At 42.3% G+C, this 21,755-nt stretch carries 21 protein-coding genes and 1 tRNA gene; 15 read left to right on the top strand and 7 right to left on the bottom strand.

The features are described 5' to 3' along the window. Window positions 1-126 precede the first annotated feature (126 nt). Window positions 127-215: transfer RNA gene (locus tag QA601_02830), tRNA-Ser, on the bottom strand. A 411-nt stretch (window positions 216-626) separates the two neighbouring features. On the opposite strand from QA601_02830, the gene QA601_02825 reads away from it, so the two are divergent. The 11 genes from QA601_02825 (at window position 627) to QA601_02775 (ending at window position 9,193) form a co-directional block, all read left to right on the top strand. After that, a complete protein-coding gene (locus tag QA601_02825) occupies window positions 627-1,145 on the top strand; it encodes a DUF177 domain-containing protein (protein ID MDG5813998.1) in 519 nt (172 codons plus the stop codon). A gap of 18 nt (window positions 1,146-1,163) precedes the next feature. Next, complete coding sequence (rpmF, locus tag QA601_02820) at window positions 1,164-1,343, top strand: 50S ribosomal protein L32 (protein ID MDG5813997.1); 180 nt, start codon at window positions 1,164-1,166, stop codon at window positions 1,341-1,343. A gap of 56 nt (window positions 1,344-1,399) precedes the next feature. Further along, window positions 1,400-2,359, top strand: a complete 960-nt coding sequence (gene plsX / locus QA601_02815; protein ID MDG5813996.1) for a phosphate acyltransferase PlsX — start codon at window positions 1,400-1,402, stop codon at window positions 2,357-2,359. A 31-nt stretch (window positions 2,360-2,390) separates the two neighbouring features. Then, a complete protein-coding gene (locus tag QA601_02810) occupies window positions 2,391-3,350 on the top strand; it encodes a ketoacyl-ACP synthase III (GenBank protein ID MDG5813995.1) in 960 nt (319 codons plus the stop codon). A gap of 40 nt (window positions 3,351-3,390) precedes the next feature. After that, the gene (fabD, locus tag QA601_02805; GenBank protein MDG5813994.1) at window positions 3,391-4,314 is read left to right on the top strand and encodes an ACP S-malonyltransferase; all 924 of its coding nucleotides are present in this window, start codon (window positions 3,391-3,393) and stop codon (window positions 4,312-4,314) included. A gap of 17 nt (window positions 4,315-4,331) precedes the next feature. Then, window positions 4,332-5,075 carry a 3-oxoacyl-[acyl-carrier-protein] reductase gene (fabG, locus tag QA601_02800; protein MDG5813993.1) on the top strand — a complete coding sequence of 248 codons (744 nt, stop codon included), beginning with the start codon at window positions 4,332-4,334 and terminating at the stop codon, window positions 5,073-5,075. 62 nt (window positions 5,076-5,137) lie between these two features. Then, complete coding sequence (locus QA601_02795; GenBank protein MDG5813992.1) at window positions 5,138-5,371, top strand: acyl carrier protein; 234 nt, start codon at window positions 5,138-5,140, stop codon at window positions 5,369-5,371. Window positions 5,372-5,468: 97 nt separating this feature from the next. Beyond that, complete coding sequence (gene fabF, locus QA601_02790) at window positions 5,469-6,725, top strand: beta-ketoacyl-ACP synthase II (GenBank protein ID MDG5813991.1); 1,257 nt, start codon at window positions 5,469-5,471, stop codon at window positions 6,723-6,725. After that, window positions 6,700-7,503, top strand: coding sequence for a ribonuclease III (gene rnc / locus QA601_02785; GenBank protein MDG5813990.1), 804 nt, complete (start codon window positions 6,700-6,702; stop codon window positions 7,501-7,503). Before fabF ends, rnc begins: the two co-directional genes overlap by 26 nt. Continuing rightward, window positions 7,487-8,638 (top strand): acyl-CoA dehydrogenase family protein, encoded by a 1,152-nt coding sequence (locus tag QA601_02780; GenBank protein MDG5813989.1) that lies wholly within the window; start codon window positions 7,487-7,489, stop codon window positions 8,636-8,638. Before rnc ends, QA601_02780 begins: the two co-directional genes overlap by 17 nt. A gap of 138 nt (window positions 8,639-8,776) precedes the next feature. After that, window positions 8,777-9,193: a secondary thiamine-phosphate synthase enzyme YjbQ gene (locus QA601_02775; GenBank protein ID MDG5813988.1), complete on the top strand. Its 417-nt coding sequence runs from the start codon at window positions 8,777-8,779 to the stop codon at window positions 9,191-9,193. Window positions 9,194-9,309: 116 nt separating this feature from the next. Here QA601_02775 and QA601_02770 read toward each other — a convergent pair whose 3' ends face one another. From QA601_02770 to QA601_02745, 6 genes are all read right to left on the bottom strand, one after another. After that, complete coding sequence (locus QA601_02770) at window positions 9,310-11,796, bottom strand: CotH kinase family protein (protein MDG5813987.1); 2,487 nt, start codon at window positions 11,794-11,796, stop codon at window positions 9,310-9,312. A 742-nt stretch (window positions 11,797-12,538) separates the two neighbouring features. Continuing rightward, window positions 12,539-13,516 carry a transposase gene (locus QA601_02765; GenBank protein MDG5813986.1) on the bottom strand — a complete coding sequence of 326 codons (978 nt, stop codon included), beginning with the start codon at window positions 13,514-13,516 and terminating at the stop codon, window positions 12,539-12,541. Window positions 13,517-14,014: 498 nt separating this feature from the next. Beyond that, entirely contained in the window at window positions 14,015-14,863 is an 849-nt protein-coding gene (locus QA601_02760; protein MDG5813985.1) for a class I SAM-dependent methyltransferase, read from the bottom strand. A 131-nt stretch (window positions 14,864-14,994) separates the two neighbouring features. After that, window positions 14,995-15,924 carry a hypothetical protein gene (locus tag QA601_02755; GenBank protein ID MDG5813984.1) on the bottom strand — a complete coding sequence of 310 codons (930 nt, stop codon included), beginning with the start codon at window positions 15,922-15,924 and terminating at the stop codon, window positions 14,995-14,997. Between the two features lie 6 nt (window positions 15,925-15,930). Beyond that, window positions 15,931-17,838 (bottom strand): glycoside hydrolase family 15 protein, encoded by a 1,908-nt coding sequence (locus QA601_02750; protein MDG5813983.1) that lies wholly within the window; start codon window positions 17,836-17,838, stop codon window positions 15,931-15,933. Window positions 17,839-17,871: 33 nt separating this feature from the next. After that, entirely contained in the window at window positions 17,872-18,828 is a 957-nt protein-coding gene (locus QA601_02745; GenBank protein ID MDG5813982.1) for a TIGR03885 family FMN-dependent LLM class oxidoreductase, read from the bottom strand. Window positions 18,829-19,255: 427 nt separating this feature from the next. Between QA601_02745 and QA601_02740 the strand changes: the two genes are divergently transcribed. From QA601_02740 to QA601_02725, 4 genes are all read left to right on the top strand, one after another. Beyond that, window positions 19,256-19,432: a hypothetical protein gene (locus QA601_02740; protein ID MDG5813981.1), complete on the top strand. Its 177-nt coding sequence runs from the start codon at window positions 19,256-19,258 to the stop codon at window positions 19,430-19,432. Continuing rightward, window positions 19,381-19,662, top strand: coding sequence for a hypothetical protein (locus QA601_02735; GenBank protein MDG5813980.1), 282 nt, complete (start codon window positions 19,381-19,383; stop codon window positions 19,660-19,662). The genes QA601_02740 and QA601_02735 overlap by 52 nt, the downstream gene beginning before the upstream one ends. Before the next feature lie 430 nt (window positions 19,663-20,092). Then, window positions 20,093-20,767 (top strand): hypothetical protein, encoded by a 675-nt coding sequence (locus QA601_02730; GenBank protein MDG5813979.1) that lies wholly within the window; start codon window positions 20,093-20,095, stop codon window positions 20,765-20,767. Next, window positions 20,764-21,681, top strand: a complete 918-nt coding sequence (locus QA601_02725) for an alpha/beta fold hydrolase (protein ID MDG5813978.1) — start codon at window positions 20,764-20,766, stop codon at window positions 21,679-21,681. The genes QA601_02730 and QA601_02725 overlap by 4 nt, the downstream gene beginning before the upstream one ends. The last annotated feature ends 74 nt before the right edge of the window (window positions 21,682-21,755 follow it).

The raw sequence follows: 21,755 nt of genomic DNA, 5'->3' as shown, positions 1-21,755 counted from the left end.
TGTTTTATAACTTTTTCGAACCAAATATTCAATCTTGTAATTAAACAGTATTACGGCTATCAGACTATAATATTTTGAAATTACACCACATTTTTGTCCTCTGACTGTTGTGTTCCAACAACAAAATGGCGGAGAGGCAGGGATTTGAACCCTGGGTACGGGAGCCGCACACACGCTTTCCAGGCGTGCCCCTTAAACCACTCGGGCACCTCTCCGTTTCGGTGTTATCGAAAACGACACTAATATAGTAAAATACGACGGCTTCAGGAAAAAAAAGTTCCAACTTACTGGAAAAGCCATTATAAATGGCATTCTTTTGGGGGATTTGAGCAAATTTTTGGCACAAACAAAGCGGGGAGAACTCTAAAAGCTAAAGTGGTTAGCATCAAGGTTCATTTTTTGTTGTGAAATGTGTGGTTCAAAAACCATTTCCTCTGTTCTGTCTTATTTATAATAAATACAACCACTTCGGCGTATAGGTAATGACCTTCCCCTGGATTTCTTTCAGGTTCAGAGTTAAATTGTTAAAAAGCGTACTTGTAAAAGGTATATTGAGGTATTATTTTCTATAACTTTCTATATTTATATTCGGCTAGTTATAGAGGCCGAATAAGAGAGAAAAAAACATGAATGTAGATATAAGAACTATACCGCAGGGGCATTCGGATTTTCAGCAAAACTCAATGCTTACATCGGTTTCTGAGTTGTTACCGCCACTGAAACAGGCAGTTGAGTGCAGGGCCAGTATCGATAGAAATGGCGCAACACTCTTTTTTAATCTCAGTTTCAATGCATCCGTTGAACTTGAGTGTTCCAGGTGTCTGAAACAATACAATGAAAAGGTAACATCTTCTACATACCTTATAATTAAGGAAAACCCTGGTCACCAGGGAGTAGCAGAGGACGACTCAGAAGCAGATTTCTATTTTGATAGTAGTATTGATTTTCTTGATCTAAGCCCGGCGATTTATGATGAAATTATGACAGCTCTTCCTATGATGCCTTTATGTTCTAAAAGCTGTAAGGGTATAGAAATGAGCTTACCTGGTGTACATTACGATGCTCTTGGTGAAAAAAAGGGAGAAAAACCCATTGATTCTCGCTGGGAAGCATTATTGAAACTGAAAAACAAGAAACAAGATTAATGTTTACAAGGAGGATACATGGCAGTACCAAAAAAGCGAGTTACCAGCGCACGCAGAGACAAAAGGCGCAGTCACCTGGCTATAAAACCAGTAAATCCGGTGTTGTGCTCTCACTGCAAGCAGCCTAAAGTAGCTCACAGAGTCTGTGGTAATTGCGGACATTACGCCGGGATGGAAGTAAGTACTCCAGAAGAATAGGTTTTGGGTAAACAAAAAAACAAACCGGGCAGTGTCATGCATGAAGCGATCGAGACATGAGCAAACTCAAAATTGCTGTTGATGCGCAAAGTGGAGATTTTGGTCCCGAAGTTGTGATTCAGGGTGTACTTGAGGCCCGTGCTATAAGCGCATCACCTTTTGACACTTTCCTTTGTGGTGATAAAGATGAGATAGCCCGTGTGCTTGAGCACCTAAAAGGGCGTACAAGTTTTGACAGCTCTGAGTTTACAATAGAGCACTGTCCTGAGCTTATCCGTCCTGGAGACAATCGCTCCAAAGCCTGGAAAACTCACGCAGAGTCTTCTATTGTAAGGTGTGTCAGTCTTCAAAAAGAAAAGGTTGTTCAGGCATCTGTTAGTGCTGGAGATACGGGTGTGCTTATAGGTGCCGCACTTTTTATCCTGGGGCGTTCTGAAGATACAAACAGACCTGCGCTTGCAGCTCTTATACCTACTGCTCAAAAGCAGAAACCAGTGCTTTTACTTGATGTAGGAGCAAATTTAAATTGCCGTAGTGAACACCTGGTTTCTTTTGCTCAGATGGGGTACAATTATGTAAAAAAGCTTGCAGGTGTACCAGAGCCGACCATCTCTTTGCTTAATATAGGTAAAGAGCCGGTCAAAGGGCCACGTTCTGTAAAGGAAGCTTCAAAAGTTTTACAGAAACGGTTTAGTTCTTTTAAAGGATATATCGAAGGCGATAAGGTTCTTTCAGGAGAAACTGATGTAGTAGTGTGTGATGGGTTTACCGGAAACGTACTATTAAAAGCCTGCGAAAGTTTTTACACACTCACGGCATCGGTACTGAAAGATAGCCCTGAGTATTTAGATTTTCTGGCAAAAACCATGGAAGCTCTGAACCCTGAAAATTATGGAGCTGTTCCCTTTTTGGGTGTTAAGGGTATAGTTATGAAGGCACATGGTGGCTCTTCTATCCGAGCCATCAGAAACGCTGTAATGACTGCAATTCGAACCCTGAGCAGTGAAGCTGCTTAGGAAAGGCGTTAGTTTTTTAAAGCGAGGTTTAGTGAACAGTAAACGTGTACAGATACTCTCTGTTGGCAGCTCTGTACCCGAAGCAGTGCTTACCAACAAAGATATAGAGAGTTTTTTAGATACTTCCGATGAATGGATTACCGTAAGAACCGGTATAAAACAACGTCATATTATCCCTAAGGGCGAGGATATTTCAGCTGCGGATCTTGGAACACAAGCAGCATCACAAGCTTTGAAGAAAGCTGATATCGAGCCTCAGGATGTAGACGGTATTGTTTGTGCAACATTCACTCCCGATTATTTCTTCCCTTCGACTGCATGCAGGATACAAGCTGCTCTTGGGTGCAAGGGGGGCTTTGCTTTTGATATCAGTGCTGCTTGTGCCGGGTTTGTGTACGCTTTGACTGTAGCCAATAACATGATTCTCTGCGGGCAGGCTAAAACAATGATTGTGGTTGGGTCTGAGATTATTTCAAAAACTCTTGACTGGACTGACAGAAACTCCTGTATTCTTTTTGGCGACGGTGCCGGAGCTGTTGTTCTTCAGGCTAAAGATGATCTTAGCAAAGGCATTATGGCTTCTCATATCGAAAGTGACGGTAACTTGGGTGATATTCTCAAACTTCCTGCATGGGGCGATAAACGTTTTATGCAGATGAGAGGCAATGAAGTTTTTAAACACGCAGTAAGGCTCATGTCCGACACGTCTGCAAGAGTTATAAAGCAAACAGGAATCGGCATTAACGACATAGATCTTTTAATTCCCCACCAGGCGAATATTAGAATTATCCGCGCGGTGGCCGATTCACTGGGTTTTCCTATGGAAAAGATAATTGTAAATTTAGATGAATACGGAAACACCTCTTCAGCTTCTATACCCATTGCTCTTAATGAGGCTTGGGATGATGGATTGATAAAAGAAGGTGCCAAAGTTCTTTTCACCTGTCTGGGTGGTGGGGTTACTGTTGGGAGTGCACTGGTATATTTTTAGGTTTTTCCTTACATAGCAATGTTTTGGGGAGTTATACAATATGAAAGTAAATTTTCTCTTTCCTGGTCAGGGTTCTCAGAAAGTGGGAATGGGCAGGGATCTTTTTGATCAGTATGAATGTGCAAAGAAACGCTTCAGGCAGGCAGATGAGATTCTTGAAAGATCACTCAGCTCAATAATTTTTGATGGTCCTCAGGACAAACTTACTGCAACAGAAAATACCCAGCCAGCGCTTTTTGCTGTAGAAGCCTGTATAACCGATATACTTAAAGAAAAAGGTGTAGAACCTCAGTATGCCGCAGGACACTCTCTTGGAGAGTACAGCGCACTTTACGCATCCGGAGCACTGTCTTTTGAAGATGGTATCAGGTTAGTTGCAAAAAGAGGAGAGCTTATGGCTCGTGCCGGGAAGGAAAATCCTGGTAGCATGGCAGCTGTCATTGGAATGAAGAAAGAAACAATCGTTGAAGTAATAAACAAGGTAAATAGCGGAACAGTTGTTTCTGCAAACGAAAACGCTCCTGCTCAAACCGTGATATCAGGAGAGACGGAAGCGGTAAAAGAGGCTTGTGCTTTGCTTAAAGAAGCAGGTGCCAAAAGAGCCATGCCTTTACCTGTAAGTGGTGCATTCCATTCTCCGCTTATGGAGAATGCTGCACAGGAGTTCTCTGAGGTAATTGAGCCACTTACCCTTAATAAAGCCAAATGCCCGGTAATTAGTAATGTTACCGCAGAGGCAGAAACCGATGAAAACCTTTTAAAATCACTTATGGTAAAACAACTTATATCTCCTGTTAGATGGGTTGAATCGGTTAATAAGCTTTCGGAAATTGGTCCTCAGTTGTGTGCCGAAACCGGGCCAGGCAATGTTTTAAAGGGCCTCGTGACAAAAAGTGCCCCTTCTTTAAATGTTATACCATGTGGAACTGTTGAAAACATATATTTCCTGCTAACACAAAGCTAAAATGAAGGAGCGCAAACGTGATTGATCTTTCCTCAAAAAAAGCTCTTGTAACCGGCTCTGGGCGAGGTATCGGTAAAGAGATTGTGTTACGCCTGGCACAGGCAGGCTGTGATGTAGCTATTAGTGATATAGACCTTGAAAGTGCAAAAGAAACAGCTAAAGAGGTCGAGGCTCTTGGAAGAAGGGCAATTGCCGTATCGGGAGATGTTTCCAAAGAAGATGACGTTAAGGCCATGTTTAAGGATGTTGTTGGAGAATTTTCTTCTCTCGACATACTGGTAAATAATGCAGGTATCACCCGAGACACCCTCATATTAAGAATGAAGGAGAGTGACTGGGATGCTGTTTTAAACGTTAATCTTAAGAGCGCGTTTCTCTGCTGTAAGGAAGCTGTGAGACCGATGATGAAGGCTCACTCGGGGAAAATAGTAAATATCGCATCGGTTGTTGGTCTAATGGGCAATGCAGGTCAGGCAAACTACTCTGCGTCAAAAGCAGGCATGATCGGACTAACCAAAACACTGGCTAAAGAGTTTGCTGCCAGATCAGTTAATGTGAATGCCATTGCTCCCGGATTCATCAAAACAGCAATGACTGATAAATTATCGGATGCAGATAAGGAAAAACTTTCAAGTCAGATACCTATGCAGAAACTTGGCTCGGCAAAGGATGTCGCTGATTCTGTTCTGTTTCTCAGTTCTTCTCTTAGCGACTATATAACCGGACAGGTTTTAACGGTCGACGGTGGACTTGTCATGTAACGTGGTATATACCATTTTATATAATTAATTCAGACCATAATCACTTTTGAAAGGAGTAGGTTGTGAGCGAGATGGAATCAAAAATTAAAGGGATCATTGCTGATAAGCTTGGGGTAAGTGAGGAAAAAATCAATCCACAGGCTTCCTTTGTTGATGATCTTGGTGCAGACTCTCTTGATCAGGTAGAGCTGATCATGGCTTTTGAAGATGCCTTTGATCTCAATATACCTGATGACGATGCTGAGAAGATGCGCACTGTTAAAGATGCCATGGAATACCTGCAGAGTAAAGTTTAAATTATTAATAGAAACTCACAGGGTCTTTTGCCACCGGATAGTATTCGGGAGCAAAAGAACCCTTTAGTTTTTAGACCTGCATCAAGGAATATCTTTCATGTCCAAAAGAGTAGTTGTTACAGGGCTTGGAGTCACAAGTCCGGTGGGAAATAACATTGAGACTTTCTGGAGTGCGTTGTGTGCTGGAAAGTCGGGTTTAGGCGATGTCACTCTCTTTGACGCCTCTAAGTATACATGCAGAATAGCTGGAGAGGTTAAAGAGATTGATTTTAGTCACTATGTTGATCTTAAAGAGGTTAAAAGAACAGACAGAGTAATCCTTCTTGCACTGGCTGCAGCCAGGATGGCACTGCAGGATTCTGGTCTGGACTTAGATGCTATTGATCGGGATCGTGCAGGAGTAATCGTGGGATCTGGAATCGGAGGCCTGCGTACTCTTGAAAATGAGCACGCTAAGATGCTTTCCCGGGGGCCCGGACGTGTATCGCCATTTTTAGTACCCATGATGATAACCGATATGCCGGCTGGCCGTGTTTCAATGGCCTACGGGTTAAAAGGTCCTAATTACGCGGTTGTAAGTGCATGTGCTTCTGCAGGACACTCCATTGGGGACGCATGGATGGCAATAAAAAGTGGTATGATGGATGTTGCGGTAACGGGTGGAAGTGAGGCTGGTATCACGCCTATATCTTTTGCCGGTTTCTGCTCCATGAAAGCCATGTCCACCAGAAATGATGAACCGCAGAAAGCAAGTTGCCCTTTCGATTCAAAACGTGATGGATTTGTGATGGGAGAGGGTTCAGGAATTATTGTTCTTGAAAGTCTGGAACATGCTAAGGCAAGGGGTGCAAAAATTTACGCAGAACTTGTAGGGTATGGAGCTACAGGTGATGCTTACCATCTCTCTCACCCTGCACCTGATGGTGTTGGTGCTCAGAGTGCAATAAAGATGGCCCTAAAAAGTGCTAATGTCGAACCATCAAAGGTCGACTATATTAACGCTCATGGTACATCCACACCTTTAAACGATAAATACGAGTCTATCGCGATTAAAAAGGTGTTTGGTGAACATGCTTCAAAACTTAATATCAGTTCCACTAAATCGATGACAGGACACCTTTTAGGTGCTTCCGGTGGAATAGAGTTTATTGCTTCTGTGCTTGCAATCCGGGATGGTGTTGTTCCTCCAACCATAAACTATGAGGACCCTGATCCCGAGTGTGACCTCAACTATACTCCTAATACGGCTGCCAAAAAGGAAATAACATACGCAATGAGTAACTCCTTTGGTTTCGGAGGCCATAACGCATCACTACTTATCGGTAGATATGACTCCTCTGAGGCCAATAACTGATCTCTTCAGAAGGCTACGTGTCAAGAGAACCAATCGCACTGGTTCTCTTGACAAGCTACAAAAACATATAGGCTACAGGTTTCGAACCCAGACCCTTTTAACTCAGGCCCTGACTCATAAATCCTCAATATCACCCGATGACACAAAAGGGTTACTATCAAACGAGCGGCTGGAATTTCTTGGGGATGCGGTATTAAACTGTCTTATAACAGAACATTTGTATCTTTCACACCCTGAAAAAAGTGAAGGACAATTATCCAAGATCAAATCCCTTGTAGTCAGTAGAAAGATTCTGGGTGAGGTTGCCCTGTCTATCAATTTGGGTTCATATCTTATACTAGGTATTTCTGAGGAGAAATCCGGGGGCAGAAGCAGAGCTTCTATTCTCTCCAATGCATTTGAAGCACTGCTTGGAGCCATTTATCTTGATAATGGATTAGATGCTTCAAGAAGTTTTCTAACCAGGCATTTGTTTAACCGAATAAATGATTTTCTTAAAGATGAGAGTAACATAAACTACAAAAGCAGAATCCTTGAGTTGGCTCAAAGAGACGGCTTTGGCATACCCCGTTATGTCACCATCGATGCAACCGGACCAGATCATGCAAAGCAGTTCAAAGTACGTATTGATATTGCAGGTGTTCCAATGGGCGAGGGACAAGGGACCAATAAAAAAGTTGCTCAGCAGAACGCAGCACAATCTGCAATTGTAAATTATAACAAAGACCTGATAAATTCCCGTATCAAAGGAGATGGAAAGAATGAATTACTTTCTTAGTGAAGAGCAGAACATGATTGTTGAAACCGCAAGGGAAATTGCTCTTAAAAAGATATTACCGGTCAGGGAAAAGTACGACCACGAAGGTATTTTCCCCTGGGATGTAGTAGAGGCGCTTTCAGAAGCTGATATGTGCGGCCTTTATATTCCGGAGCAGTATGGTGGTTTCGGTGGAGGTGTTTTTGAACTCTGTCTTGCGGTTGAAGAGCTCTCAAAGATAGATGGGGGAATTTCTTTGGCAATGGCAGCAACTGCTCTTGGTACTTTTCCCATTCTTCTTCATGCAAGCGAAGAGCAGAAACAAAAGTATCTTCCCGATATTGCAGCGGGTAAGTCTATAGCAGCTTTCGGTCTTACTGAAGCCAATGCTGGTAGTGATGCTCTGGGAATGCGTACCACTGCGGTGCTTGATGGTGATCATTACGTACTAAATGGTACAAAACAGTGGATTACTAATGGCGAAAATGCTCAGGTGTATACCGTTTTTGCTAAAACTAATCCTGAAAAAGGAGCACGTGGTATTTCATGCTTCATAGTGGAAAAAGGAACACCTGGTTTCACTTTTGGTAAGCATGAAGATAAAATGGGTATCAGAGCATCAAGCACAACAGAGCTTGTCTTTCAGGATTGCCGCATTCCTAAAAGTGCTATTCTTGGACGTGAAGGTATGGGTTCTATCGTGGCAATCAATACACTTAACTATTCAAGGCCCGGTGTAGGGTCACAGGCACTGGGTATTGCAGCAGGTGCACTTGATGATGCGGTGAAATACTCAAGGGAGCGCGTACAGTTTGGTGAAGCTATCTCATCGTTTCAGGCAATTCAGCATATGCTTGCTGATATGGCTACTGAAGTCGAGGCTGCACGTGCTCTTCTCTATGCTACCGCACGCACAATTGATGCCGGTGAAAAGAAATTCGCCAAAGACTCGGCAATGTCAAAGCTTTACTGCTCTGATGTAGCTATGAAGGTAACGGTTGATGCTCTTCAGGTTATGGGTGGTTACGGATATATGAAAGAGTACCCGATGGAAAAGAGAATGCGTGATGCAAAAATCACTCAAATCTATGAAGGTACAAACCAGATTCAGAGAAATGAGATTGCTCTGCAGCTCATTAAGGAAGCGGCATCCTAAAAGTAATGGATCTGTAGTTTTAAGTAGGGAGGTAGTTTCACAACTGCTTTCCTTTTTTTTATTATACTAGTGTAAAAGCATCTCTCTCATAAATAATCCCTCACAAGCATTTAATATACAGTATCAGGAGGTCTGCAAATGGTATATGGCAAGTCCATTGAATTTAATTCCAAGGGTTTTTCTGATATTCATGATCTTAGTAGTGAAGTAGAGCAGGTCGTAGAGGATTCCGGAATAAAAAATGGTATTGTAGCTGTATTTGCCGTAGGCTCCACTGCTTCGGTTTCAACTATGGAATATGAACCTGCACTTGTTCAGGATATTAAGGAACGGCTTGAGTTCCTTGCATCAAGCTCAATGCATTCTCATCACTCTCAGACCTGGGGAGACGATAATGGGTTTTCTCATATGAGAGCCACCCTTATGGGACCCGGCATTTCGGTACCACTCGTTGATGGAGAGATGACACTGGGAACCTGGCAGCAGATTGTGGTGATAGACCATGATAACAGACCCAGAAACAGAAAAGTGTACGTGCAGGTTGTCGGAGATTAGGGTAAAAAGCTGGCGCTTCAAACTTAAAGAGGTAGTATACAGTACCATCACAGATAAATGCAGGAAACAGACCGAGACAGTAGTTTCTCTCTGTTCACCTGCATTATCACTGAACTCTATTTAACAAAGCGAATATTATCAACCTGAAGATACCCTATATCAGGATTTCGGGAAAGTTCGCCGGCTGCATCAAACTGAGCACCCGGGGAGAACGCTAAGGCATTGGCCGTCGAAATCACTTCATTGACAATATCGGGGTTATTGGGGTCTCCCCACGAAGGATAATCTATCTCATTCATTTGAAGTATGATTGTCCGGGTTTGGTTGTTAACAGTTGCATCCCATCCATAGTCTTCTTTAGCTCCAAGCCTTTCTCTCTCGCTGCTGTTAACTGAAATTCTCAATGAACGCTGCCTGTCTGACCTTATACTGAGATGAATTTCTTTAACATCACTCAGGTTTGCCTCCTCTTCAAAGTTTAAACCTGCCCCGCACCATTCACTCCATGGGCTGTCGTGGCCACTGGGATGTAGTTCAAATGACAGTTTAAAATCAGCATCACCGGATATGGGGTTCACTGTATTATGAGAAATTTCGGTAAAAGAGTTCCTGGATTCATATGAATAGGCCCACCTTATATTTGGATCCACCGTGAATTCAAAATTGTTCAAATGGTCGAGCTGAAGGTGACCTGATGTACCAGGGAAAGGATTCTGGTAATCTGTCGTGTCAATAACAGGCTTGTACCCGGTGAGATGATTTTCAAATTTTGTTCTCAGAATATGAATGGTTGTTTTAAGACTATTGACATTAGAAACCCAGCTTGAGTGATCTACGACGGGGTCCTCTCTTATGATATCATCAATAGTTTGAGCATAGGTATCAATTTTTCCAATCATCCGTTCTGCAGAAAAGAGATCATGCAAAAAATCGTGACCTATTTTTACAAAGTCATCCCAGAAAACCGATGCCAGCATACGGGTCAAAGGATCACAGTTTGGTGGAAGTACCCAACCTCCACCACCCCACACCGGCATTGCTTCAGAACAGGTTGGTGGTGCTTCATTCCAATCCGGCACACCGGCATCTTCTATAAACGGATCGCTGCGTCTAAAGGTCTGATCTTTATCCCAGGGGACAAGCCAAATTTTACCTCCCTCCACTTCCTCCTGATAGAAGTAAAAGTTATGATTACCATACCAACGAAGGTTTTGGTCTGCATACCAGCCCATAATGCCATCCCAGTCATTAATAGCTCTATCTACAGCAATATAGCGTAGCAGATGGTTAAAATTAAGGTATTTACCTACATTCTCCGCGAATGTTTCTTCTGTTGAAGCTTCAATGGCATGGTACAGATCGATCATCGGCTGCACATTTGGGTCAGGCTCACTTCTATTTGAACGGAGCGCATCGATATAGTGGTTAGGATTGTCGGTAGTTGGCCATACCTCTTTATACATATTCCCGTTACTGTTTGAGGGCCAGCGGGATGCGGCAAATCTCCCATCCACTTCTTCTACTGCCAAAAACAATCCTTCAAAATTATCATTGATATAAATTTTAACATAGGATACCCGAGGACCCAAAACTCCCATATCTCTGAAGAGTCCATAGGACAGAATATCATGCATCTTCGTTGGATCTGCAGAGAGGGCATGAAGATTCAAACGTCTCATATCGTAAAAACGCTTATCTCTGTTATACTGATCAAATTTGATTTTAAGAGAGATTTTATGACACACTGATTTATGAAGATTACTGCTTCTGTCGGGATCAAAACAATTCGGTAAAGAATACCCAATCGATCCTTTATACCTAAGCCCTACCTGACCCCAGTCCTGATCTTCAAATTGAAGATTGGCAGGAACGTAGTTTTGAAGTAAGGCATTTTCCTCCATATAGAGTGAATCCTGCTCATTTACTGTGAAACGATAGGTCCTTACCTCCTTTTCATTAAAAACAAAACTCCTTGGATCGGGAGGCATAGATATACGAACGCCTTCTGCAGCCCGGGGGAAAGTCAGATTCACCACATAGTAATCATCGTGACTAAATATAAGATGAAAAGGCCCTTCGGCCTGTGCTGTTGAAGCGATCTCTTTATCCTTCACAGCAGGTAGTGTGAAGGAGGAGCGATTGGAAAAGGGAGTCCATTTGAATGCTTTGGATTGCATATCACTGTTTATAAGTCTAATGATGTAAATGTTTCCTGCAAGATTTGGAGGAGAAACGACCCTGCTGTCGCTCAGTTCTTTTCTATGAACTAATCTTCCACTAAGATTAAAAAGCTCATAGGATGTAATTTGAGGTGCGTTGGAGAAATCAAAGACTCTCCGTCCCCCGTACCAGGCGACTCTCATACTCCTATTTTGTTGTGCCTGAACCGTTCTTGCTGAAGTAGCCGAGGTAGAGAAGGAGAAGTATCCGGCAGAATCGCTGGTGGTTCTGGTCTGAGTATGCCCTATGGAGACAAGTGCACCGGGAATGGGCTTTTGTGTTTCAGAATCTACGACAGTACCGCTGAACCGCCCAGCAAAAGCGCTTAAATTGCATAGTAGCAGAAAAGTTATTCCTTTTACTACAGTATTGGATTTTTTCATGGCGCTCACCTTCATTTTTAATTCCCTATATATACTATAATAATATAGGGGAAAAAGAGTGATAAAGCAAGGGTTGGTGTTTTTTTGTGTAGGTGGGTTAGGGATAGGGGTTGGGGTAGTTTGTTTTGATTCAGGGTTTTAGAGAGCTCTGGTGGGGACGGACTGTTAATATCTGAATAGTAAAACACCCAACCACAATCTAAGTAACTGAATAGAAAGTTGTACCCGTCGATTTTCTCAAAAGCCGTGGTTGGATTCCTTAGCTTGTTTGTAATCCAGGCTAAGTGCGTTGTTAAGTTTTTCTTTGCCTTGCTGTGTGATTGTGGCCGATAAGGGGATAGTACTGAGCACGGCTTTTAGTTTTTATTACTTTTTTAAGGGACGGACCTTTAATTTCTGAATAACTTACCTAACCACACTCATGCTTGAAACCAACTTGGCAGCAGTATCCTACACATACACAAGCCTATGGAAAACTGTGGTTATAATCTTTTGTTAATTCTGGTTGATTGAACTTAGACTGAGTTTAGGTTTTTGCCTTACACTTTCGGTTAAGAATGGGCTTTTAGGGGACGGACTATTAAAAATCTAATAAGTATTGTTGTCCACACAAAGTACAAAGATAGGATAAGCATAATTGGTTGCAACTTCTACTGAAGTCAAACAACTAGGAGGGGTGATCAATAATCTTCAATATCTATTCAACCTAACCGTGCATCATCACTTTTTGAGCGAAAGCTTTTTAATGCACATTTCTTTCTTCATTAAACAACATATCACCAATTTCAATCATCCTTGTTACCGGACTTATGGTGATCTTAAGGTATTTTGCGATGATTGAAGGTGGGATAAGCTCCTTTTTATTTAAATGGTAACAAAACCGGATTCTTGCTTTGGATCTGTTATTATTCCAACCACGTTTTTTTAACTCATTCTTTTCCAGTTGATGCACTTTGCACACCCATTGTGCTGTACTTTCCAGTATAATTGGATAATCTGCTTTACGATGCTTTAGGTTCATTTCACTTTGATATCGCTTCATTGCCCTCTTGATGAAATCCGCATCTCCTATAACTGTAGGCCATCCCTTACATGACTTTTCAACCTCTTGTGTTTCGACTTCCGAAAGCATCCCTGCTTCTTCTGCAACATCTTCCACATAGTTTTCTTGCAAAAACTGGATATAGTTTCTAACAGCTTCCTTCTCCTCTTTCCCGAAGCGACCTAAACATTCTGCCCGGCTTTGAAACCTTTCCCCTATCGCACAGTTTTCTCCTAGCAAAAACCTGTGCCCACACCATGTGTAAGCCTTCAGCTCTTCCATCGATGTAACTTTACCAGCCCGAAGAGGGTTTAAGTTGATATATTTAACCAGATTAGCAGCATAGTTCTGATCTTGACAGAGAACTGATTTGAATCTGTCCTGAAACAGATACCCTGTTCTACTGTATTTTTTGTTATAATACTGTGCATACCCTCCGTTGAGGCCTCGCATCAGTTTTTCCAATTTCAAATGGTTTGTTCTAATCAGCATATGGTAATGATTATCCATAAGAGTCCAGGTGTAGCACTGAAAACCAGTTTTGTTTAGCCCTTTTTCAAGCCTTAGAAGGAATTCGGATCTGTCGTAATCATCACAAAACATATCTTTACCTTCTATTGAGTGAGCCATTATGTGATAAAGAGAACCAGGTTCTTCAAAGCGTCGTGTGCGTGGCATGAGGTGTCCTCATTTCAGTTAAGTACTTTTATATTGCTGAATTTCGAATAAGCAATATTTTTGCCATAATTGCTATTTTTGATATCTTATGGTTATAAATCCCTTTAATCTAATTGGAACAGAAACTTTTTACTTGAATGATTGAAATAAACCTATTTGGGGTACTTTCATGAACGAGGCAAGTTTACCAATTTGGGAATTAGGTGATAAAACAGTCCGTCCCTATAATTTGGTCCCTAGGTTTGAAGTGATAATGGAATAAAACAGTCCGTCCCCCAATAATACGTCCCCCAATAACATCAATCAATAATAGTCTAATTAGATCAGAAATTTTTAATTGAATAACTGAATAAATACATTGGCGTGCTTACATGAACGAGGCGTCTTTTCCAATTTGGGAATTAGGTGATAAAACAGTCCGTCCCTATGATTTGGTCCCTAGGTTTGAAGTGATAATGGAAATAAAACAGTCCGTCCCCCCCCCCCCCAAACACCTCCTCAAATCCCCGAAGCTGGATAAAAAATCCGACCCCTCGTGCCTTCATCCCGCTCCCCATACCACCTCCTCATCGTACCATCTTCTGCTACTACTTCTCCTACCATTTTTTCTCCATCAAACTTTGCCCTGTACAGATAGTATTGCTTATCTGTACCCTGAAGCATTATCCTCATTGAGGCCCCCTGTAAACTGGAGCCTTTTAATTGTATAGCCTCTCCCTTTGCACTCGTAGCCTCAATTTCTAAATCCTGAAATCTTTGCACCACTTGCATATGTAACATTTTTTCGCCCTGCTCTTCATCATATAATCGCCACAGACCCGAAATATTTGCGGGTATAATCCACATATATACTTTTGAATTACGGACCTGTTTTATCATATCCGCTCTCCAGTCTTCCATGCAATATTCATGAGAAACCACCTTTGATCCCGGTCTTAGTTCTTTTAACAATTTATAGCGAAGACGTTGGTTGAGTTCCCGGTCTAAATAGATCATTACCACTGTTGCCTCAGTCACCGGATAGCCAAATAGATCGCCTTGCACAAACTGTATTTTTTCCTTTATACCTAAGTATTCTGCCTCATTGATTGCTAATCTAATCCTGTTTCGATCATTATCTATCCCAACAGCTCTTGCCCCTCTTTGAGTGACTGCTGCTATAGCAATACGAGCATCCCCACATCCAAGATCATACACCAAATCATCTTCCCCAACATCAGCAATCTCCAGCATCTGCTCTATCACATCCACCGGAGCCGGAACATACATTACATCGGCATCAGTAATTCCAAGCATCGTAACACTTATAATTATCATAACTGTGCAGATTCGCACTCGTACCATCATTATCTCCATATCACAATACATTTATCTGTTCGAAACCTATATATTTCATAGGTCCGCAAAGAAAATGCCACTCTTTGCTATGTAAACTAAAGGTCTTCATTTTGTTTGTTATCTTAAAGAGGGTAATAACTTTAGGGTCTTCGTACTAACTGCCGTAGTGCTATGTTGTAGAACAGATCCTGTTCCCCTTCGAAAATAAAAAGGGCTATATTCTCTTTTTGGTATGTATATTCGGCCAGTGACTCAAAAATTGTGTCACCTCCATATTCTTCATCATGAGCAGATAGTAATCTTGCTATACCATTTATCTTCGCTCCGGAAATCCGCTTAAAAAGATAGAGCGTGTTATACGGATCGTTTACAGGGTCATGTAACCCATGCGCTAAGTGAATAAAGGTTGAGTGACCGCCTTTTTGGTTTTGAATTAACAGAGAAAAAATGCTGTCATTTAAATCCTGCATACATTCACTTCCCCATAAACTAAGAGCACTTACCAGATGTGGATAGTGGGATGCGAAACTAAGAGCTGCTAACGTTCCCGTATTAAACCCAACTATATATACCCTTGAACTATCTACTCTGCTATGAATAGAAGCGTAATCTACCAGGGATTTAATTTTTCGAGCTGTTTTTTCCACTTCGTTACGATTGGTTTTATTAATAGATCCGGTTTTGATATCAGGGAAAATAAAATTCCACCTGTTTTTCTTTGATAAGTGAGCAAACGGAACACTCCAGTCTGTTAAATGACCATTATCGTCACCAAGTACTACCAGTAATGGTCGCTTGATCAAGGCAGAAGAGGAAAGCCACATCGCTTCAGTCACACTTTTATCTTCATTATAGATTACTACTTCCTGTGCAAAAGGCACATACTCTTTCCACAGATCCCGGCCGCTAAGGGAATTGTTTGAAGAAAAATCGTTAAATGTGAGATTATCCTCGAGAAAAACTAACGTTTCCACCTGTGACTCATATCCTTTATAGGAATAGGACAAAAATATAAGCAGTATAAGTACACCCACCAGCCTTGCGTACAGTAATCTTTTCCTGGAGTTCATAGGTACTTACAGTTTCCTCTGATTACCACTCTGTAATTTTCTATGCATTTTGGTGCCAATAGGATGGTGTTCAGGTGTTGATCTGCCCTGACCATAAGCCAGATAAACAGCGCTGTTTATCAGGCCGATATGAGAGAAGGCTTGTGGAAAATTGCCCAGAAACTCACCGCTTGAGGGGTCTATCTGCTCAGAAAAAAGGCCCAGGTGATTTGCCCTATTAAGTAAAGATTCAAACATTTCTGTTGCCTCTTCGATTCTGCCTGAAATAGATAAATTATCGATAAGCCAGGATGTACAAATTACAAATGCCCCCTCTTTTCCCGGTAATCCATCATCACACAAATATCGGTATACTAACCCATTTTCAGTAAGCTCCTGCAAAGTTTTGTTGATTGTATTTTGAATCATGTAATGATCCGGACCTAAAAACTCCATCAAAGCTATTCTCAGATTTGAAGCATCAAGGTGCTTTGACTCATAACTTTGCACAAATGCTCCAACTGCCGGATCATACCCCTTCTCCAAAATATCCTTATCGATACGCTCCATTGCAAGAACCCATCTTTTGGCCCTGCCATTTAAGCCATAATTGGAGGCTAAATGAACTGCCCGTTGAAGAGCAACCCTGCACATTACCTTCGAGTAGGTGTAATGCCTCATGGGTCCTCGTATCTCCCATATCCCATGATCCGGGCGATTCCAGTTTTCAGCTACAAAGTCCGCAGTTTTACCCAAAAATTCCAAGGTATACGGGCTAAGAGTTTCTCCTCTTCGGGACAGTTCATAGGCGATATTTAAAAGCTCCCCGTGAGTTTCAAGCTGAAGCTGTGAAGCGGCTCCGTTGCCTATATGCACCGGCCTTGAATCTTTATACCCCCTCAGATGTTCAAGCACCGACTCCCCAAGCTCTGTCTGGCCATGAATACCATACATAATCTGAAGATTAAAGTCCTTCTCAGAACGTATCTCGGATACCTTCTCCATCCATTCCATAAGCTGAAGAGCCTCATAGGTGTGGCCTACCGATACCAGCGCCTGGGAGGTCATAGCCGCGTCCCGTATCCAGGTGTAACGATAATCCCAGTTTCTGACTCCCCCCAATGTTTCCGGAAGACTGGTAGTAGCTGCTGCCGCTATCGCGCCTGTATCACTGTGAGTAAGGAGTTTTAATACCAGCTCTGAACGAATCACCGCAGGAAAATATTTTCCTGTCCAGTCCTTATTCTCAATTATTCCCTGCTGATTTGCCCACTCTTTCCATACCATCTCTGTTTCATATAACTTTCTAAACTCCTCCTCCCTATCGATATTCGTATCATCGGACTGCCACCTGCATACCATAACACGTTTTTGCCCACCATCAATCCTTAACGTCGCTTTTACGTATCCATTATTTGTACTTGTGGATTTCTCCCCCTCACCTACACCGGCCAGTGACATCAGGTATCCTCCGCTGCCTCTGGCAATCCAGCCGTTAGAGCCCTGCTCTATGGTAGTTTTGCTTTTTGCGTAGTTAAACCTGGGAGCCCACTCCAGGAAAACCTCCGCGCGGCTTCCTCTGCACTCAAGAATTCTTATGATTTCACTCTTTGATTCTGATTTTCCCGGCGTATAAATATTGCCCTTAAGAGGCATAAAATCCGTAATGACCAGCTCCCCACTCTCTCCTGACAATACAGTTTTAAGTACATTTGTGCTTTCGGTATATCTTTGAATCCCCAGAAGACCGTTCTTTAACTTAACAGAGAAATGCCCACCCAGCTCATTATCCAAAAGTGCACCAAAACAGGCATCACTGTCCAGATGAGGAAAACAGCACCAATCGATAGAGCCATCTCTTCCCACCAGAGCAATGCTTCTGAGATTGCCGATTATCCCGTAATCAGAGATTTCTTTATATCCCCCAGCACTCACCTGTTATCTCCTTACCTATTCTTTGGGCCTAACCTATGTTGCCAATTGATGAAGCACTGAAGTCCCAAATGCTTCAATAAAACGCTCCTGCTTTCTGTTTACATTGTGAAGTATCAGCTTGTTAAATCCCATCTCCAGGTCCACATTGAGCCAATCGACAAATCTGGATATACTCGAAGAGATCCTTACATGCTCATGCATCTGATCGGGGGTGATAAACATCGATGCAGCCTCAAACTGCTCCGGTGTTCTCAACTCCGCGGTTACGGAGCTGTCATGAATTACATATTTCCACTGTTCGAACGCGCCACTGAGGGCTTCGTTTTCATCCGGTGCGTAAGAGAGCTGCACTTTAAGATACATTGGCTTGTTTTCTCCCCCTGCACTCTTAAATGCGTCAACCACACGCTTTAGCTTTTCTCTCGGTTGGCTGATCGTTATCAACCCATCTGCCCACTGCCCTGCCCAGCGGGCCGTATCTTCTGAGATCGCCGCAGCAATCAAAAGAGGTGGGGAGGGTGGAAGCGTATGGAGATTGGCGTTTTCCACCGTAACGTCACCTCTGTGAGTAACCGTTTCTCCAAGCCAAAGTTTACGCATTACCTCTGCGCACTGAAAAAGCCTCTCCTTTCTGCTTTCTTTATCGGGCCACCTCTGACCGGTGATACTTTCATTGAGCGCCTGCCCCGTGCCAACCGAAACCCAGAAACGATCGGGAAAACAATTAAGCAGTGTTGCTGTAGCCTGAGCGATGATGGCGGGATTGTACCGGTACCCAGGAGCAGTTACTACTCCAAAGGGGATTGCTGTTGCCTGCATGGCTGCTCCAAGCCAGGACCAGGCAAATCCACTTTGAGCCTGATTACTACTCCAGGGCTCAAAATGATCTGAAGAAAGCACTTCATCGAATCCCACAGACTCCGCCATCTGTACAAGCCTCAGAAGGTCTGAAGGCTTAAACTGTTCATGCGACGCATGATAACCAACCATACAACAGACTCCTTCAGAAAAAGGTATGGGCTGAATATATCGTTCACACTATAGATGTAATGCAGAATGCGTGCCAGAAGGAGCGGTGTTCATTACACTTTTTGTCCCTTTGTAGATCGGGTACTTAATTGATGCAGAAAATTCATCCTTCACCCCGACGCTTGAGAGTAGTCAAACTACTATTGTGCTATCCCTTAACCCCGCACTCTTAATCTACCATAAAAAAAATGTTGCCTTCCTTTCAAATCGAAATACATTTTACTTAATTGCTGGCAGAGCTATAAAAGTTTGTTGTAGCCGTAAAAATGGCTTAAAAACTGCAAACGGTAGTTAGAGAAAAATTGTTGGATAATTAATATATAAACCAGTTCTGTCTTGACTGTCCCATCACTATACAGGTAGTAACACCTGGCTCAAGGAGCAATTTATGACCGAAATCCGTGATCCGATTGAATGTTTTAATGCGGTAAAAGAGGACATTCTATCAATCCCCGATGATAATCTAACAGTTATAAATATGCCCTTTTCTGAAGCGATGCAGGAGGGAGGCGTGTGGCAGAGCTGGTTGAAAAATATGGTGAAGATCTTAAAAATTCGAGAATAGACCATATTTACCTGAAAACGGTCTGTTTCAGGGCAGGAACATTTACCCACGCTGTTGCCCAGGTTGATTCTTGTATCAAAGAGGAGAAATGTCATATAAGCCAATTTCAGGAGTTAAAAAGAGAAGCCTTCAACCTTAGAAAAGGAATCGTCGACCGTTTCGAATATATATTCGAAAGCGCCAAGCAGGCGGTGATAAATGCGCAAAAACGATCCAATGCAGCTGTTTAAAATTTTTTTAAGGCAAGGGATAGCAGATTGCTTCCCCTGCAAACTCCTGAAACCCATCATCCTTTAGTCCTTAGCGCATTAGCATATTACTTCCTGACTATGCCTTTTTGTACTCGGCCCTTCCAACTATAGCTTTTCCCGTCCTTTTATATTCCTTAATGCCCGATAACCAGTTTTTTTTAACCGATCCGTACCGCCCTAGAACCGATCAGTTCCGCCCTAGAACCGATCAAGACATCCTTCATGAGAATCGCGCAGAAAATAGAAGACAGAGGGAAGGAAAAAAAAGCTTCGGGGGTAGAAAAAATTGTAAAAACTATCCTTTCCCTGCTCAAAGCCCATTGCTCGTACTTACTACGTGTGAGCTAATTTATGCTTTTTGCTCCGTCTAAATAGTATTTTGCGTTTTATAGGTAAAGAAAAGAGATTTATGAAAAAAACAGTAACACTAACCATAGTTTTTTTTGCGCTACTACTACTCTCATGTACCGCGGTTCGTAATGTAAAGCCTCTAAATAAAGGTGATTCCCGAATCTCCTTAAGCTTTGGTGGACCAATTACTGAAGTCGCTGGTACCAATATCCCATTACCGCTTCTTAATGTCGGATACTCATACGGTGTATATGATGATGTTTCCATTGAAAGCGGTATGGCACTGACAGATCTTTTGTTTGGTGTTATGCATATCGATGGTGGTATTACTTTTCATCCCTTAACAATAGAAAAGTGGAATGCCGGCGCCTATGTTTCCCCTGGTTTTGTACTAACAACCAATTTTAAAGAAGATAGTTTTCGGTTACTTCCCGCCTTGAACCTTGGATGGTACTGGGAACATAAGAAAAGTTTTTTCTATACTGGTGTAGACAGCTGGTTTGAATTCAGAAACAAGCGTACAGATCAGAATCCACAAAAAAATCGCTGGTTACCTGCTTTATACCTGGGCTATGGGTTAAACCATAATACCTGGTGTTTTCAGGTTGAGGGGAGATTATTCACTCCACATCTTAAAAATTCCGGCAGACCGGTTAACAACCAGGGGATTGGTCAGCATGGGATATGGGGTATTTATATTGGAGTTAACCGCTCGTTTGGAGGTAGAAAATGAAAATACCTTTAAAGCCTAAATTGATATTTATTTCCATGCTGGCAGTTGTGTGTTTCAGTTTACAATGCTTAAATCTTGATCCCTTTCTTTTTGAAGGGGAAGCGCTTGAGAGCTATAAATTCGATTTTTACGGGGGTGAACGGGAGTTAGATGATGTTATAGATTCCTTAGGGCTGATTAGACCAGAAAAGATTCATGAGCTGACTTTGCAAAGTGGCTCAGATAGTATTGCGGCTATACTTTTGGGACCACAATCCTATTTTACTAGTGAAGACACCGTAATACTGTACCTGCATGGAAATACTAAACACTTAGACTACTACTGGCCAAAAATAAGGCTTCTCTATGAAAGCGGGTATCCGGTATTTGCAATCGATTACCGTGGGTTTGGCAGAAGTAGTGGAGTGGCTACTGAAGAAAACATTTATGAAGATGGGCATACTGCTCTATCCTATCTTAAAAATCATGGTAACCCTCAGATAGTTGTTATCGCATACTCACTGGGTTCTTTAATAGGAGGTAAAATTACATCCCATAACCCCTACGAGAGCATAATTGCGTTATCTTTTATAGCGCCCATAGGGTCCATTGAAACACTGGTTAAAGATGCACTGTACTTTGATGTGCCAGGTTCATATGTTACCACTTTCAGGGGTAATAATATGGAACGGATAAAACAGATAGATATTCCCTTTCTCTGGTTGCATGGAACAGAGGATGAGACCTTGGCGTTAGAAACCAACGGATTGCCCATCTGGGAAAACTACACTGGCAGGGAGGGTTTTGCCGCGATAATAGAAAACGCGGCTCATACTGATATTCCTTCAGTTGTGGGCTATAGCAAATTCATTGAGTGGATTAGAGCGTTTATTTCCGGAGAGGGGAAAATGGTGGTGGATTTCGAGCAGAAATAGGGATGACGTTAGAGCTTTATTGTTTTTTATTTGTTTAATAAGTATTTTAGGCAATGATTGACTTCTTAGTTAGC

The organism is Chitinispirillales bacterium ANBcel5, from assembly GCA_029688955.1.
Taxonomy (GTDB): domain Bacteria; phylum Fibrobacterota; class Chitinivibrionia; order Chitinivibrionales; family Chitinispirillaceae; genus Cellulosispirillum; species Cellulosispirillum alkaliphilum.
The sequence above is the reverse complement of the archived record's forward strand: the minus strand, read 5'-3'. Positions and strand labels throughout refer to the sequence as shown.

What these genes read in the sequence shown, in the direction of transcription:
- QA601_02745 (MDG5813982.1), bottom strand. Translation starts at nt 18,828, where the DNA reads ATGGTTGGTTATCATGCGTCGCATGAACAGTTTAAGCCTTCAGACCTT.
- QA601_02725 (MDG5813978.1), top strand. Translation starts at nt 20,764, where the DNA reads ATGAAAATACCTTTAAAGCCTAAATTGATATTTATTTCCATGCTGGCA.
- rpmF (MDG5813997.1), top strand. Translation starts at nt 1,164, where the DNA reads ATGGCAGTACCAAAAAAGCGAGTTACCAGCGCACGCAGAGACAAAAGG.
- QA601_02765 (MDG5813986.1), bottom strand. Translation starts at nt 13,516, where the DNA reads ATGCCACGCACACGACGCTTTGAAGAACCTGGTTCTCTTTATCACATA.
- QA601_02760 (MDG5813985.1), bottom strand. Translation starts at nt 14,863, where the DNA reads ATGATGGTACGAGTGCGAATCTGCACAGTTATGATAATTATAAGTGTT.
- QA601_02775 (MDG5813988.1), top strand. Translation starts at nt 8,777, where the DNA reads ATGGTATATGGCAAGTCCATTGAATTTAATTCCAAGGGTTTTTCTGAT.
- fabF (MDG5813991.1), top strand. Translation starts at nt 5,469, where the DNA reads ATGTCCAAAAGAGTAGTTGTTACAGGGCTTGGAGTCACAAGTCCGGTG.
- fabD (MDG5813994.1), top strand. Translation starts at nt 3,391, where the DNA reads ATGAAAGTAAATTTTCTCTTTCCTGGTCAGGGTTCTCAGAAAGTGGGA.
- QA601_02770 (MDG5813987.1), bottom strand. Translation starts at nt 11,796, where the DNA reads ATGAAAAAATCCAATACTGTAGTAAAAGGAATAACTTTTCTGCTACTA.
- QA601_02825 (MDG5813998.1), top strand. Translation starts at nt 627, where the DNA reads ATGAATGTAGATATAAGAACTATACCGCAGGGGCATTCGGATTTTCAG.
- QA601_02740 (MDG5813981.1), top strand. Translation starts at nt 19,256, where the DNA reads ATGACCGAAATCCGTGATCCGATTGAATGTTTTAATGCGGTAAAAGAG.
- QA601_02755 (MDG5813984.1), bottom strand. Translation starts at nt 15,924, where the DNA reads ATGAACTCCAGGAAAAGATTACTGTACGCAAGGCTGGTGGGTGTACTT.
- QA601_02780 (MDG5813989.1), top strand. Translation starts at nt 7,487, where the DNA reads ATGAATTACTTTCTTAGTGAAGAGCAGAACATGATTGTTGAAACCGCA.
- rnc (MDG5813990.1), top strand. Translation starts at nt 6,700, where the DNA reads ATGACTCCTCTGAGGCCAATAACTGATCTCTTCAGAAGGCTACGTGTC.
- plsX (MDG5813996.1), top strand. Translation starts at nt 1,400, where the DNA reads ATGAGCAAACTCAAAATTGCTGTTGATGCGCAAAGTGGAGATTTTGGT.
- QA601_02730 (MDG5813979.1), top strand. Translation starts at nt 20,093, where the DNA reads ATGAAAAAAACAGTAACACTAACCATAGTTTTTTTTGCGCTACTACTA.